This window comes from Rugosimonospora africana (genome assembly GCF_016862975.1).
GTDB classification, from domain to species: Bacteria; Actinomycetota; Actinomycetes; order Mycobacteriales; family Micromonosporaceae; genus Rugosimonospora; species Rugosimonospora africana.
The window spans coordinates 35,234-48,903 of the sequence record NZ_BONZ01000073.1; the positions used below are offsets into that span (position 1 = coordinate 35,234).

The window sequence follows — 13,670 nt, forward strand, 5'->3', positions numbered from 1 at the left end:
GAAATGCCCCGGTCAAGTGGTCGGGGCAAATGGTCAGGCGAAACAGCGGGGGTCGAGGATGCGTGTGCTGGTGGTCGAGGACGAGGTCTTCCTCGCCGAGGCTCTGCAGGCCGGGCTCCGCCACGAGGCCATCGCGGCCGACGTCGCGTTCGACGGCGACGAGGCGCTGGAGCGGATCGCGGTCAACGACTACGACGCTGTCGTCCTGGACCGCGACATCCCCGGCACGCACGGGGACATCGTCTGCGCCACCCTGTCCCGGGAGCATCCGGCGGTACGGGTCCTGATGCTGACCGCGGCGGGCAGGTTGCGGGACAAGGTCGGCGGGTTCGAGTTGGGTGCCGACGACTACCTCACCAAGCCATTCGCCTTCGAGGAGCTGATCGTGCGGCTCCGCGCGCTGGCGCGACGCCCGCCGGCCGCCGTGCGCCCGGTGTTGGAGTTCGCGGACCTGCGCCTGGACCCGTACCGGCGGGAGGCATACCGTGCCGGGCGCTACCTCAAACTGACCCGGAAGCAGTTCGCCGTCCTGGAGCTCCTGATGCGCGCGGCCGGCGGCGTCGTCAGCGCCGAGACGCTCCTGGAGAAGGCGTGGGACGAGAATGCCGACCCGTTCACCAGCGCTCCCCGGGTCACCATGTCGACCCTGCGCAAGGTGCTCGGCGAACCGGACCTCATCCGTACCGTGTCCGGCGCGGGGTACCGGCTCGCCGCCCCGGAGAAGTCCCATGGCAGCTGAGTCGCGACCGGTGTTCCGGCCCCGGGTCAGCGCCCGGCTCCGGCTCACCCTCGGCTACGCGGCGTTCCTCATCGCGGCCGGCGCCGCGACGTTGCTGGGTGTCTACGTCGTCGTGCGGTACGTGCCGAACTACCCGCTGACCGCGGCGAACCCGCGCGACACCGGCCCGATCGCGGGGCGCGCTCAGATCCTGGGCACCCTCGTGAAGCTGTCCGGCTACACGCTCGGTGGGCTGGCGGTGATCGGTCTCGGTGGCGGCTGGCTGCTCTCCGGTTGGGTACTGCGCCCGTTGCGGCGCATCAACGAGGCGGCCGAGATCGCCGCCACCGGCCGCCTCGACCACCGGATCCGGCTCTCCGGCCGCAACGACGAGTTCCGGCAACTCGCCGACACCTTCGACCACATGCTCGACCGGATCGCCGACGGGTTCGGCGCGCACGAGCGCTTCGCGGCCAACGCCGCGCACGAACTGCGCACCCCGCTGGCCATCACGGAAACGCTCCTGGACGTCGCCCGCCGCGACCCGGACGGGCAGGACCAGCGCGCCCTCATCGAACGGCTGCGCATCACCAACGCCCGGGCGATCCGCCTCACCGAGGCGCTCCTGAGGCTCGCCGACGCCAACGCCATCACCGCGGTCGCCGAACCGGTGGACCTCGCCGCGGTCGTCGACGCGGCGGTCGCGGAGCACGCGCCCGAAGCCGACGGGTACCGGGTGACGGTCACGACCCGGCTGGAGCGCGCCCCGGTCGTGGGCGACGCCGCGCTGCTCGCTCAACTGGCCGCGAACCTGGTGCAGAACGCGATCCGGCACAACCACTCGCCGGGCAGCGCGTGGGTGTCCACGCACCACGACCCCCGGCGCCGTTCGGTCACCCTGCGCGTCCAGAACACCGGGGACGTCTACCCCGCCGATGTCGCGGCGCGGCTGGCCGAGCCGTTCCTGCGGGGTACCGGACGGGCCGGCCGGCCGTCCCGGGACACGGCGTCTCGGGATGCGGCGGGGGGCGGCCGCGGTGCGCCGGCGGTGCCGGGCCACGGCCTCGGGCTGACCCTCGTCGCCCGCATCACCGAGGTCCACGGCGGCAGGCTCGCGATCGTGCCCAGGAACGGGGGAGGACTCGACGTCAGCGTCACGCTCCCGGACCGCGACGCGACGCCCGGCAGCCGGAGCGGCGGCTCGGGCCGCAACTCGGGCACGGGCTTGGTTGCCGGCGACACCAGCGTTCCGGACGCCAGCGCGGCAACCGCCGCGAACGCTTTCGGCGTACGGCTCCGGTAGGCTGTCGCGGCGGGAACGCCGGGGCGCCCGCCGGTCGAGCCTCCCGGCCGGTCCGCACGACTGGCCGGTCCGCACGACTGGCCGGTCCTAGCGACAGCGGCCCGACGAGCGCCCAACGCGTCGACCAGCGGCTAAGCCCGATCACACGCACAAGACCCGACACGCGGAATACCTGACATCGCGCAAGACCGAGCACACGCGCAGACCCAAGTCACACGCGCAAGGACCGGCCACACGGACGAGACCCGATCACGCGGGCGCGGTTCGACCGCGCGGATTCGGACCCGATCAGGCGGATGCAGAAGGGTGATCGCGGCGAAGTGAACCCGGCGGAGACCGAAGCGACCGGAGGTGCCGTCCCGACGGACGGCGGCACCGTGAGCGAGGCGATTCGTGGCGCGGTGACTGACGGAGCGGGCGACAGCGAGACCACCGTGCAACTACCGGCGGTACCCGCGTCGGACGCCGCACCCGCTGGCGCTGGCGGCGACGGTAACGCTCGCAGTGATGGCGGCGGTGACGCTGGCGGCGACGCTCAAGGTGGCGCGGACGGTGAGCGGGACGCCGCACCGGCCACGAGATTGCACCGCACGAGGGCGGGGCGTACGGGGCTGGCGCGCCTGCTGTCGGTCGCCCGGCAGGGTCCGGCGCCGTTCCTTGCCGTGGCGGTACTGCTGGTGCTGACCGCGCTGGGGGCCGTGACGGTCGTGGCGATCACCCGGGGCCCGGAAAATCTGGCGCCGGTGGATCCGCAGCAACCCGTCCACGCGCTGCCGTCCATGTTCGGCGGCACTGCCGGCGTTCCGGCGGCGGTACCGTCCGTTGTCGCGAGCGGCACGCCGTCCGCGGTTCCCAGTCGGGTACCGCCGGCGATGCGCTCACCGACCCGCGCGCCCGGCATCCCGGCGGTACCGACCCGTCCCGGCGCGGCGTCGCCGTCACCGCCCGCTGCACCCACGACGCCGGCTGACGCGCCCACCGAGTGGACGTCGTTGACGGTCGTCGCGACCAAGGCGCTGTTCCGCGGGGACTCGTTGCGGACCAACCGCATCCAGTTGGAGATGCGGCAGGACGGCGATCTCGTCATCGTCGACGAGAACGGCACCACCCGATGGCGGTCGGGAACCGCTGGCGCCGGTAGCCAGGCGACGTTCCAGGCGGACGGGAACTTCGTCGTCTACAACGCGGCGAAGCAGGCGTTGTGGAGCAGTCACACCGAGCGGCACGACGGTGCGGTCCTGGTGCTGCAGGCCAACGGGGACGTGTGCGTCACCGACCACGGCACGTCGCTGTGGTGCGCCGGGACCGCACACTGATTCGCGCTCGTGAATATGCGATGGTTCCCGCATGTCCGTCATCCACAAGACCACGCTGGTACCCACGAAGCTGGAACTGCTGACCGTCTGGCTGCCGAAGCAGCCGTGGTACCTGGGCACCGCGGGTGAGCCGCGACTGGCCAAGGTGGGTGGATTCCGCCTCGACGACCCCGAGGGCGAGGTCGGCATCGAGTTCATGGTCGCTGTGGACACCTCGGGGCCGGAACCGGTCACGTACCACCTGCCGATGACTTACCGTGGTGCGGCGTGCGCGGAGGCGGCGGACGGCCTCATCGGTACGACGGAGCATGGCGTGCTCGGCCACCGGTTCGTCTACGACGGCACGCACGACCCGGTACTCGTGCGTCAGCTGATCGCACTGATGCAGGGCGAGACGCAGGCGCAGGCGCAGAGCCTGACCGACACGCCGGACCCGACGGTCCGTCACGCACCGGTGCCCGGCGAGCCCTTCACCGTCGGCGGCTGTGCGGTCATGGACAACGACCGTGCGGGGACGCGGGTCCTTGCCGCGACCACGGATGCCCGGGGCGGGTCGGCCGGCGTGCGGTTGTGGGTACGGCGAGTGCTCGGGGACGCCGGTACACCGGACGGCGCCACACCGGACGGCGCCACACCGGACGGCTCCACACCGGACGGCGACGTGCCCGGGCACGTCGTGGTGACCTGGCAGGTGCCGGACGGCGCATCGACCTCCGCGGTCGCCGTCACCGCGAGCCGCGCCGGCGAGTGAGGCACTCCGAGCGAGGGCAGGCTGAAGTGGTCCTCTTGTGCGGGATCGCCGGCTCGGGCAAGACCACGTATGCCAAGGACCTCGAAACCCGAGGCTACGTGCGCCTGTCCGTCGACGAGGAGATCTGGGACCGCTTCGGCCGTTACGGCGTCGACTATGAGCCCGACGAGTACGAGCGACACACGCGAGTGGCGAGGGAGGCCGTGCGAGAACGCATGCTCTCCCTGATTGCCGAGGGCCGGGACGTGGTTGTCGACTCCAGCTTCTGGCAGCGGTCCCTGCGGCAGGAGTACAAGCAGCTGATCGAGCGGGCCGGCGGGCGCTGGCGCCTGGTCTACCTGCGGGCCGACCCGGAGCTGCTGCGGGGGCGCCTGCGGGTGCGAGCCGCGCGCTTCGACGCCAATGCCGCGTTCCCGATCACCGAGGAACTGTTCGCCCACTACCTCGACAGCTTTGAGCCACCGTCCGGTGAGGGCGAGGAGATCGTTCCGGTCAGCGATCACGTCCCGGCCCTGCCCGGCGCAGAGGCTGATCGTTGACCGGAACGTGGGCCGTTCCGCTCTGATCGGCCCGGTGTCGATTCCGCCGGTGCCGCACGGATCGAAATGCGTCATTGTGCGGTCCCTGTCGTCGGTTTCCCGGGACGGGCGTTCGACCGCGCCGGCATTCTGGTTCCCTGTCTGGGAAGCGCCGGGAGGGTGAGGCCGAGAGAGTGAGAATGCCTCACAATCGGCAATTTGCTCAGTAGCATTTACGACAATCAATTGCATTGCCACCGGCATGCCGGTGCCGCACACTTCTGGCGTCTAGGTCCTGTCCTGCCGATCCCGTCAAGCCGAGGCGATGTCCAGACGTCGATCCGTCGTCCGGGCGTCAGCGGCGCCGAAGAACGAGGCGCCGCGGTCAAGCGGCCGGGAATCGGCGGCAGAGCCGCAGGACCCTAAGGCCATCTGACGGGGAGGTGGCGGACCATGCGCCGTTGGGCACGCCCGGTCGTCGTGGCCGCGGAACGTGCGAATGGTCGGAACGTCGTCAGCGATACCGCTTTCCCGGCCGGCGCCATATCCGTGTGCTCTCTCGAGGAGATACCGCCATGCTGACCAGGCGACAACTGATGACCGCCGGGGCTTCGGCCGCGGCATTGGCAGTCACCGGATCGTGCGGCAAGTCATCACACTCCACCCCGCGTCAGGACCGCCCGATCGTCCAGCGGCGCGTGCTCACCGCGTTCGGTACCAATCCCCGCGAGGAGTACTGGCAGGTACCCATCGCCCGCGGGTACTTCCGGGACGCCGGTTTCGACGTCACCGTCCTCGCCGGCCAGCCCGCCGACTACAACGCGACCACCCTGGCCGCCGGTAAGGCCGACTTCGCCGTGGTCGAGTACGCCAGCGCCCTGCGACTGAGCGAGAAGTACGACCGGAACTTCCGGATGGTGGCCGCCATCCAGCGGACCACCACGGTGTCGATGGTCAGCCTGGGCGACGAGGTCACCAAGCCGGTCGACTTGGTGGGCAAGACCGTGGCGACCGCCGCCGGCGCGGCGACGCAGACCCTGTTCCCGTCGTACGCCCGGCTGGCCGGGTTCGACCCGAAGCGGGTGCGGATCACCAACGCGAACACGCCGCAGTTGCCGCTCATGCTGCAGGCCGGCAAGGTGGCGGCGATCGGCGAGTCCGCCCTCGACGCGCTCAGCCTCAACGTGCCGGGCAAGACGACGAATGTTCTGCGGTACGACACGTACCTGACGGATCTGTACGGCTCCGTCATCATCGCCCCCACCGACTACGTCAACGAGAAGCCGGACGAGGTACGCCGGTTCGTGGGCGCGCTGATGAAGGGCTTGCGGGACGCCATCGCCCACCCCGAGGACGCCGGCCGGTTCATCCACGCCGCGGTCTCCACCGACGCGGCGGACCTGTCCGCCCGTACCATGGCGGCGATGGCGCCCTTCGTGTTCACCGGGCAACTCGACGAGGAGAAGGTGAACAGGGGCATCGCGCTGCTGCAGGACGCCGGGCTCATCAAGACGAAGCCGACCCCGGCGGACATCGTGCGGTTCGACCTCGTACCGGACGGCTCGTGATGGACGAGACGCTCCTGCCGGCGGCCGGGTACCCGTTCAGCAACGAACACGACCGCTCCCCGGACCACCACGACGCGCTGGCGGACCTGTTCGACGACGCCACCTCGCGGTGCGTCAGCGCGCTGCTGCCGGTCCTTTCCGGACTGCGGATCGCGGAGGTCGCCGCGGGCGGCGGCTCGATGGCACACCGGTTCGCCGACGCGGTCGCCGGCGGCGGCCCCGCGGGGGACGGTCTCGCGGAGGACGGCCTCGTGGACGGCGGTCTCGCGGAGGGCGGCCTCGTGGTCGCGACCGATGTCAACCCGGCGCTGATCAGGGAGCATCCGCGGGTACTGCCGCGGGCTCACGACATCACCGTCGGTCCGGTGCCCGACGGGCCGTTCGACCTGGTACACGCGCGGGCGCTGTGCAACTGGCTCATCGATCCGCGCGCGGCGGTCGCCAACATGATCCTGTCGCTGATACCCGGTGGCTGGGTGCTGACCGAGGACATGGTGCCGGTGGGTGTCGACACGTTCGTGATCGAGGCACCCACCGCCGACGACGCGGCGCTTTTGCGCCGGTTCGAGGCGGCGTACCTCGGCGCGCTGGCCGAGCGGGGCAACGAACAGGTCTGGCCGAGCCGGGCGGAGGCCGTGTTCCGTGGGTTGGGGCTGCGTGAGGTCCGCACCTCGGTGTACCAGACGCCGTGGCCCGGCGGCGGCCCCGGATGCCGGATGCTCTCCGCCGCGTCCGCACAGGTACGCGCGCCCATGATGCGCGCCGGCCTGACCGCCGCCGAGTTGGAGCGGGCCGACCGGCTGCTGCACGACCCGGCGGTGGTGGTGGCCGGCCACGCGTTGCACAGCACCAGCGGCCAGCTCGCCGGACCGGCCCGCGGGCGACAAGGATGAGCCGCGGCCGGCTGCCCGCCGGCCGCTCGCCAACCGCCTGGGTTGTCCGCCGGCTGAGTTGTCCGCCGGCTGGGGTGTCCACCGGCCGGGTGCCCGCCGGGCGCTCACCGACCGGGGCGCCTTCACCGACCGGGGCCTTCACCGACCGGGGCCTTCACCGACCGGGTGCTCACCGATCGGGTGCTCACCGACCGGGGCGCCTTCACCGACCGGGGCCCTCACCGACCGGGGCCCTCACCGACCGGGTTCCACCACGTCAGGGGATCCTGGCCACTCCGCCGTACATCTGGACGTCGGACAGCAGTGGGCGCGGTTGCGGCTCGTCGTCGTCGCGCCACTGGGCGGTCGGAACGAGTCCCGGTTCGACGAACTCCAGGCCGTCGAAGAATTCGGCGATCGCGGACCAGGAGCGCATGGCCAGCGTCCCGTGCCGCCCGCTTCCGCCGGTGATCATCTCCGGTGGCACGCCGTCGTAGGTGGCGTGGGAGACGGCCAGGTAGCTGCCTGAGGGGAGTGCGTCGATCAGGCGTGTGACGATCCGGCGCGGGTTGTCGTCGTCGGTGATGAAGTGCAGGACCGCGATCAGCATCAGCGCCACGGGCCGGGACAGGTCGAGCGTCGACCGCAGGTCCGGCTGCGCGAGGATCTTTTCCGGATCGCGCAGGTCCGCGTCGATGTACGCGGTCGCACCGTCCGGTGAGCTGGCCAGCAGGGCGCGCGCGTGCGCCAGTACGATCGGGTCATTGTCCACATACACCACCCGAGCGTCCGGAGCGATGGACTGGGCGACCTGGTGGGTGTTGTTCGCCGCCGGAATGCCGGTGCCGATGTCGAGGAACTGGCGGATCCCCGCCTCCCGCGCCAGGAACGTGACGGCCCGGGCCAGAAAGCGGCGGTTTTCGATAGCGGCGGTGCGGATGGTCGGGAACGCCGCCGCGATGGCGTCGCCCGACGCGCGGTCCGCCGCGAAGTTGTCCTTGCCCCCGAGCCAGTAGTCGTACCGGCGGGCCGGATGCGGCACCGTGGTGTCGATCCGCGCCGCCGGCCGGTCTTCGGCACGCGACGGGATCTCGTGACCGGTCACCTCGTGGTCGGTCATCTCGTGGTCGGTCGCAGGATGGTCTGTCACAGGATCCCCCCGGGATCGGTCTCAAAATTCGCAACCGACGGTCCATCAACGGCCGACTCATCGTAATCGGCCCCGCTCGAACGAACCACCCCCGCGCTGCTGGCGGGTCGCTCGTGGTGGGTCGCTGCTGGCGGGTCGTGCCCTGGCAGGTCGTGCCCTGGCGGGTCGTGCCCTGGTCTGCGCTACTCTCCGGTCAGCCCGTCGATCGACTCGCGGATGAGGTCCGCATGGCCGTTGTGCCGCGCGTACTCCTCGATCATGTGGACCAGGATCCAGCGGAGGCTCGGTGTCCGGCCGTCCGGCCAGCGGCGCTGCGACAACTGGTCGATGCCGCCACCGGCCAGCGCCTGCTCGACCACGGCGCGGGACCGGGCCACGGCCTCCTGCCAGAGCGTACGGAGCTGCTCGGGTGAATCCTCGGTGGCCGAGTGCCAGTCCCAGTCGCGGTCGGCCTTCCAATCCACGGCGTCCCACGGAGCCGACCGGTCACGGCCGAGGAACCACCGCGGAAACCACGAGTCCTCGACGTAGGCCAGGTGCTTGAGCATCCCGCCCAGCGTCATCGACGACGCGGCGACCGTCGTGTTCAGGCCGGAGGCGTCCAGCCCGGCGGTCTTCCACTCCAGGGTCGCGCGCTGGTATTCCAGGAAACCCACCAGGGTGTCGGTGTCGCCACCGGTGAGCGGAGGTTCCGGGCGGCCCTGGTCGTCCAGGTCGGTCATGTGCGGTGAGTCTACCGGCGAGGCCACGGCCCGGCGGTCCCGCGCGCCGGCCCTCGCACTGCGGGCTCCGCGCTGCGGGCCTTGGGCTGCGCGTTTCGCGCCGCGGGCCTTGGGCTGCGCTTTTCGCGCCGCGGGCCTCCGCGCTGCGCGTCTTGGCGCCGCAGGCCTTGGGCTGAGTGTTTTGCGCTGCGGGCCCTGGGCTCGGGTTTTGCGCTGCGGGCGTTAGCCGCGTTGTTCGCGCTGCGGGCGCCGCCAGGTCCGGTCAGCCGTCGCCGGCGAGGCGCGCGTGCAGGTGCATGTCGTGCCAGCCGTCCGCGTGGCGGGCCTCGCTCCGTTTCGTCCCCTCGGCGGCGAAGCCGGCGCGCTGCGCGACCCGGCAGGACGCGGGGTTCGCCGTCGAGTGGTAGACCTCGATCCTGTGCAGCCCGAGCGTGGCGAAACACCACGCGGTCAGCGCCGACAGCGCCCGGCTGGCGACACCCCGGCCGCGGGCGTGCGGCAGCACCCAGTACGACACCTCGGCCAGCCCATCGCCGAGGTTCACCCGCCGCAGGCTGATCTGACCGGCAACGGGACCCGCGTCGACATCCGCGTCGAGACCCACGTCGAGCACCGCCCACCCGGCGCCGGTCTCGCCGCGCCACCGCAGCGGCCAGGCGGCGATCCAGTCCCGGGCCTCGTCCTCGGTCATCGACCGGCAGTGCCAGCGTTGGATGGCGGGATCGGCGTACGCCGCGACGACGGCCGGGCGGTCGGCTGCCCGCCACGGCCGGAGCAGTACGCCGTCGCCGCGGATCTCGGGTTGGGCCACCGCCGCCATCGAGCCGGGCGGCAGCGCCGAAGTCGCGAGTGACGGCACGAGCCGACTGTAGAGCACCCGATTTCTCCGGCTACGCCGGACTGCACTCGACTGTGCGGGCCCGCTCTCGGCTGTGCCGGACTGCGCTCGGCTGTGCCGAGCTGCTCTGCCGACCCGGCTAGGCCAGGCCGCTCTGTGGTACCGGCTCGGGGTGGTGCACCATGACCAGCCGGCGTTCGCCGGGCCCGAAGTAGTCGTCGACGGTCCGCGCGACGGTGAACCCGGTGGTCTGGTACAGGCTGATCGCCGCGGTGTTCGCCGGATCGACGGTGAGGAGAACGTCCGCGACGCCACGGGCACGCAGCAGGCTGAGCAGGTCCACCGTCAGCGCCCTGCCGATGCCTGCCCCGCGATGCTTCTTCGCCACGGCCAGCGCGAGAATCCACGCGGTGGCCCGGTCGGTCGCGATCGCGCCCATCGCGTAACCGGCGATGCCGCCGTCGCCGTCCTCGTACACCCGGAACAGTTCGTCGAAGACGTCGCGCGCCTGGCGCAGCACGATCGACGTGTAGCCTTGCTCCGCGAAAGCCTCTCGGTCGAGGGCCAGGGTGCTCGCAAGGTCCGTTACCGTGAATGGGCGGATGGCCATGCCTCATCTTGGCGCATCACCATGCCCCGGTCACGATGCCCGGTCACCATGCCCCGGTCACCATGCCCCGGTCACGATGGCCGGTCACGATGCCCCAGTTGCGATGGCCCAGTCACCCGCCAGTGTCGGACGTGCAGGTGGCCTTCCCGCGGAAACGGTGGCCGGGCCGGCAGGATCCGCGCGAAGGCGTAGCCGGTCTTCTCCGCGACCCGGCACGATGCGTGGTTGTCCACCTGGTGCACGAGCGCCAGCCGGTCCAGGCCGTTGCCGGCGAACGTGCCGAACGCCCAGGCCGTGAGCGCCTCGACTGCCCGTGGGGCGATGCCCCGCCCGCGTGCGTACCCGGCCGTCCAGTACCCGACGTCGGCGTACCCGTCCATCGAGCCGGCCAGCTTCAGTACCACGTTCGCGACCAGCGGGGCGGCCCCGGGATCCGGGCCGTCCTGGAGCACCGCGAAGCTGAACCGCCGGCCGCTGTCCCAGCCGTCCCGCTGTGCCACGAGCCACCGGGCCGCGTCCTCGTCGTCGCGTACCGGTTGAATGGTGAAGCGGCGCAGCACCGGGTCCCGGTACGCCTCCAGCAGCGGCCCGGCGTCCGCGTCGGTCCACGGGCGCAGTACCAGGCCCGGGGCGGACCGGGTCGGAGCCGCCCGCAACACAACAGCCCGCAACACGGCGGCCCTCTGGACGGCAGCCCCCTGGACGGCAGCCCCCTGGACGGCAGCCCGCCGGACGGCAGCCATCGCGTCCCCGGCCTCAGGCGGTGCGGAGTTCGGTCCGGCTGGTGAACGTCTCACCCGGGAGCAGGACCGTCGTCGGGTAGTCCGGCACGTTGGGGGAGTTGGGGAGGTGCTGCGTCTCCAGGCACACCGCGCTGTGCCGCAGGTGGCGCCGCCCGCCCGCGTCGGCGAGCGTGCCGTCCAGCTTGTTACTCGTGTAGACCTGGACACCCGGTTCGGTCGTCCACACCTCCAGGCGCCGGCCGCTGGCCGGGTCGGTCAGCACGGCCGCCCGTGCCAGCCCCTCGTGCGGGCGCAGCACCCAGCAGTGGTCGTACCCGCCCGCGTCGAGCAACTGCTCGTCCGGTTCGCCGATCCGGGCGCCGAGCGGGTGCGCCGAGGTGAAGTCGAAGGGGGTACCGGCCACCGGCTTGGCCGGCCCGTGCGGGATCGCGGTGGCGTCCGCCGGCAGGTAGTGGTCGGCGTCGACGGTGAGCACGTGGTCGAGGACGTTCTCGCTGCCGGCCAGGTTGAAGTACGCGTGGTTGGTCAGGTTCAGCACGGTCGGGCGGTCGGTGACCGCGTGGTAGTCGAGGGCCAGGGTGCCGTCGGCGTCCAGCGTGTAGGTGACCGACACGGTCAGCGTGCCGGGGAACCCCATGTCCCCGTCCGGACTGGTCAGGGACAGCCGCACCGCGGCCCGGTCCGGCTGGTCGGCGACCGGTTCGACCCGCCAGATCCGGCTGTCGAAGCCGTCCGTGCCGCCGTGCAGGGTGTGGCCGCGGTCGTTGACCGGCAGCGTGTATTCCTGCCCGTCGAGCGTGAACCGGCCGTCCGCGATCCGGTTGGCGAACCGGCCGGCGACCGCACCGTAGTAGGCGGTCGCGCCCAGGTACGACTCGGCGTCCGGCGGGGCGAGGACGATCGAACCGGGCTGGCCGGACGAGTCCGGTACCGCGAAGGCGTGCAGGATCGCCCCGTACGACAGCACGTCGGCGGTGACGCCGCGCCCGTTGTCCAGCCGCCAGCGTTCGATCGGTTCTCCGCTCGACGTGGTACCGAACGGCAGGCGTTCCACAGACCGGCTCATGTCATCCTCTCGCGCGTTCCCGTGCCCGGGCCGGTCCAGCGTGCCCGGGCCGGTCCAGCGAATCATGCGCGCGAGGCCGGTGCAACGGAGTCCGCGGGAACGGTTGCCAAGGCAACACTGGACGGTGAAACGGAGTCCGGTGAAACGGAGCCCAGGGAAACGGTTGCCGGGGCGGTCGCTTCGCTCATCGCCGCCGGGACGGTGAGGCGGGTCGTCGGGCCGCGTCGTGCCATCAGGATCGCCTGCCCGGTGATGAGCCCGAGCAGCGCGGCGAGCGCCGTCGCGACGGTTCCCGGTCGCCACCCGGCGCCGGTCATCGAGAGGTACCCGAGCACCGACACCACCATTCCCCGGCCGGTGATCGCGAGCGCGGCGATCAGCGCGTCGTCGCGGCGGTGGGACCCTCCGGTCGCCAGCGCGCGCAGCAGCCCCAGCGACAGCGCCAGGTACGTCGCCGTGCCGGCGGCCAGCGCCAGGTACCCCGTGCCGGCGACCGGCACCAGGAATCCCGCCGCACCGGGCCGAGGTACGGCGGCCACGAGCAGGGCCGCGCCCACCGTCCAGCAGGCCGCGCTCAACCGGCAGGTCCAGCGCCGGCCGTACCGCACCAGGAAGGTGCGCTTCCCGAACAGCGCGTCGCCACGCACGTCCCGGAAGTCCTTGAGCAGGATCCGGCCGATGAAGCCGACGTACAGGCCGCCCAGCAGGGCCAGGTCCGCCGGGTGTACCGGAGACCGGACCGCGAAGATACCCAGCAGGTACGGCACCGCCACGTAGCAGGCCGGCAGCACCACCGACGCGACCGCGCCACGGTCGGCGAGCCGTACCGGCCGCAGCGAGTAGCCCGCGCTGCAGGCGAGCCCCGCGACGGTGACCACCATCCCCGGCCAGCGCAGGGTGCCGCTCGCGGCGAGTGCGAGCACCGCGGATCCGCACGCGATGAGCACCATCTCGCGGCGGTTCGCGGTGCCGGCGACCAGCGGTCGCCGCGCGTCGCCGGGCAGGTTCACCCGGTCGATGGCCTCGTCGGCGAGGTCGTTGCAGGCCACCGAGAACAGCAGGAACGCGGCCACCACGACCAGCGCGCGGGCCAGCGCCCAGGTGTCCTGCCCGTGCCCCGCCTGGGCCAGTCCGGTCGCCGTGAACAGCGCGAGCAGCACCATGACCGCCGGCCGGGCGAGCAGGTACAGCAGGCGCACCCGGCGGCTCAGCGCCCGGAAGCCCAGCGCCCCGAAGTTCGGCGCCCGGAAGGTCGGCACCCGGCGGATCACTTGTTGCTCCCGTATGAGTTCATCGCCGCGACGAAGGCCACGGCGAATCCGACCAGGGCCAGGCCGGCGACCGCGAACACGATGCCGAAGGCGATGCCGACCACGCTGAGGATCCAGGTGAGGCTGTTCGTCCTGCCCCTCCGCAGGGGGCGTTCGGGAGGACCGGGATGAGTCATACGGACATTAGGCGCGGCCGGGCCGGTCCGGCGCATCCGTCCGGGTAC

15 protein-coding genes are annotated in these 13,670 nt (G+C 71.9%); 7 read left to right on the forward strand and 8 right to left on the reverse strand.

The window, feature by feature from the left end:
- Positions 1-58: 58 nt before the first annotated feature.
- The 7 genes from Raf01_RS34680 (at position 59) to Raf01_RS34710 (ending at position 7,067) form a co-directional block, all read left to right on the forward strand.
- Positions 59-739 (forward strand): response regulator transcription factor, encoded by a 681-nt coding sequence (locus Raf01_RS34680; RefSeq protein ID WP_203922319.1) that lies wholly within the window; start codon positions 59-61, stop codon positions 737-739.
- Positions 729-2,021 carry a sensor histidine kinase gene (locus tag Raf01_RS34685; RefSeq protein WP_203922320.1) on the forward strand — a complete coding sequence of 431 codons (1,293 nt, stop codon included), beginning with the start codon at positions 729-731 and terminating at the stop codon, positions 2,019-2,021. The genes Raf01_RS34680 and Raf01_RS34685 overlap by 11 nt, the downstream gene beginning before the upstream one ends.
- 296 nt (positions 2,022-2,317) lie before the next feature.
- Complete coding sequence (locus Raf01_RS34690; RefSeq protein WP_203922321.1) at positions 2,318-3,337, forward strand: hypothetical protein; 1,020 nt, start codon at positions 2,318-2,320, stop codon at positions 3,335-3,337.
- 31 nt (positions 3,338-3,368) lie between these two features.
- Complete coding sequence (locus tag Raf01_RS34695) at positions 3,369-4,088, forward strand: maltokinase N-terminal cap-like domain-containing protein (protein ID WP_203922322.1); 720 nt, start codon at positions 3,369-3,371, stop codon at positions 4,086-4,088.
- Positions 4,085-4,627, forward strand: coding sequence for a P-loop nucleotide/nucleoside kinase family protein (locus Raf01_RS34700; RefSeq protein WP_275413116.1), 543 nt, complete (start codon positions 4,085-4,087; stop codon positions 4,625-4,627). The genes Raf01_RS34695 and Raf01_RS34700 overlap by 4 nt, the downstream gene beginning before the upstream one ends.
- A gap of 554 nt (positions 4,628-5,181) precedes the next feature.
- A complete protein-coding gene (locus tag Raf01_RS34705) occupies positions 5,182-6,174 on the forward strand; it encodes an ABC transporter substrate-binding protein (RefSeq protein WP_203922324.1) in 993 nt (330 codons plus the stop codon).
- On the forward strand, positions 6,174-7,067 hold the full coding sequence (locus Raf01_RS34710; protein WP_203922325.1) for a class I SAM-dependent methyltransferase: 894 nt from the start codon (positions 6,174-6,176) through the stop codon (positions 7,065-7,067). Before Raf01_RS34705 ends, Raf01_RS34710 begins: the two co-directional genes overlap by 1 nt.
- A 256-nt stretch (positions 7,068-7,323) precedes the next feature.
- On the opposite strand, the gene Raf01_RS34715 is transcribed toward Raf01_RS34710, so the two are convergent.
- The 8 genes from Raf01_RS34715 to Raf01_RS34750 all read right to left on the reverse strand — a co-directional run bounded on the left by Raf01_RS34715 (position 7,324) and on the right by Raf01_RS34750 (position 13,622).
- A complete protein-coding gene (locus Raf01_RS34715) occupies positions 7,324-8,166 on the reverse strand; it encodes an SAM-dependent methyltransferase (RefSeq protein ID WP_203922367.1) in 843 nt (280 codons plus the stop codon).
- Positions 8,167-8,378: 212 nt separating this feature from the next.
- Positions 8,379-8,918 (reverse strand): DinB family protein, encoded by a 540-nt coding sequence (locus Raf01_RS34720; RefSeq protein WP_203922326.1) that lies wholly within the window; start codon positions 8,916-8,918, stop codon positions 8,379-8,381.
- A 262-nt stretch (positions 8,919-9,180) separates the two neighbouring features.
- Positions 9,181-9,777 carry a GNAT family N-acetyltransferase gene (locus Raf01_RS34725; RefSeq protein ID WP_239134206.1) on the reverse strand — a complete coding sequence of 199 codons (597 nt, stop codon included), beginning with the start codon at positions 9,775-9,777 and terminating at the stop codon, positions 9,181-9,183.
- A 118-nt stretch (positions 9,778-9,895) separates the two neighbouring features.
- Complete coding sequence (locus Raf01_RS34730; protein WP_203922327.1) at positions 9,896-10,366, reverse strand: GNAT family N-acetyltransferase; 471 nt, start codon at positions 10,364-10,366, stop codon at positions 9,896-9,898.
- A 71-nt stretch (positions 10,367-10,437) separates the two neighbouring features.
- The gene (locus tag Raf01_RS34735) at positions 10,438-11,040 is read right to left on the reverse strand and encodes a GNAT family N-acetyltransferase (RefSeq protein WP_239134207.1); all 603 of its coding nucleotides are present in this window, start codon (positions 11,038-11,040) and stop codon (positions 10,438-10,440) included.
- Between the two features lie 82 nt (positions 11,041-11,122).
- A complete protein-coding gene (locus Raf01_RS34740) occupies positions 11,123-12,175 on the reverse strand; it encodes an aldose epimerase family protein (protein WP_203922329.1) in 1,053 nt (350 codons plus the stop codon).
- A 62-nt stretch (positions 12,176-12,237) separates the two neighbouring features.
- Positions 12,238-13,446: a UbiA prenyltransferase family protein gene (locus Raf01_RS34745; protein WP_203922330.1), complete on the reverse strand. Its 1,209-nt coding sequence runs from the start codon at positions 13,444-13,446 to the stop codon at positions 12,238-12,240.
- Positions 13,443-13,622, reverse strand: a complete 180-nt coding sequence (locus Raf01_RS34750) for a hypothetical protein (RefSeq protein WP_203922331.1) — start codon at positions 13,620-13,622, stop codon at positions 13,443-13,445. Before Raf01_RS34750 ends, Raf01_RS34745 begins: the two co-directional genes overlap by 4 nt.
- Positions 13,623-13,670: the final 48 nt, after the last annotated feature.

Excerpts from the sequence above, each read along its gene's own strand:
- Raf01_RS34680 (WP_203922319.1), top strand. The coding sequence starts at position 59 with ATGCGTGTGCTGGTGGTCGAGGACGAGGTCTTCCTCGCCGAGGCTCTG.
- Raf01_RS34720 (WP_203922326.1), bottom strand. The coding sequence starts at position 8,918 with ATGACCGACCTGGACGACCAGGGCCGCCCGGAACCTCCGCTCACCGGT.
- Raf01_RS34750 (WP_203922331.1), bottom strand. The coding sequence starts at position 13,622 with ATGACTCATCCCGGTCCTCCCGAACGCCCCCTGCGGAGGGGCAGGACG.
- Raf01_RS34710 (WP_203922325.1), top strand. The coding sequence starts at position 6,174 with ATGGACGAGACGCTCCTGCCGGCGGCCGGGTACCCGTTCAGCAACGAA.
- Raf01_RS34740 (WP_203922329.1), bottom strand. The coding sequence starts at position 12,175 with ATGAGCCGGTCTGTGGAACGCCTGCCGTTCGGTACCACGTCGAGCGGA.
- Raf01_RS34685 (WP_203922320.1), top strand. The coding sequence starts at position 729 with ATGGCAGCTGAGTCGCGACCGGTGTTCCGGCCCCGGGTCAGCGCCCGG.
- Raf01_RS34695 (WP_203922322.1), top strand. The coding sequence starts at position 3,369 with ATGTCCGTCATCCACAAGACCACGCTGGTACCCACGAAGCTGGAACTG.
- Raf01_RS34690 (WP_203922321.1), top strand. The coding sequence starts at position 2,318 with ATGCAGAAGGGTGATCGCGGCGAAGTGAACCCGGCGGAGACCGAAGCG.
- Raf01_RS34705 (WP_203922324.1), top strand. The coding sequence starts at position 5,182 with ATGCTGACCAGGCGACAACTGATGACCGCCGGGGCTTCGGCCGCGGCA.
- Raf01_RS34730 (WP_203922327.1), bottom strand. The coding sequence starts at position 10,366 with ATGGCCATCCGCCCATTCACGGTAACGGACCTTGCGAGCACCCTGGCC.
- Raf01_RS34715 (WP_203922367.1), bottom strand. The coding sequence starts at position 8,166 with ATGACCGACCACGAGGTGACCGGTCACGAGATCCCGTCGCGTGCCGAA.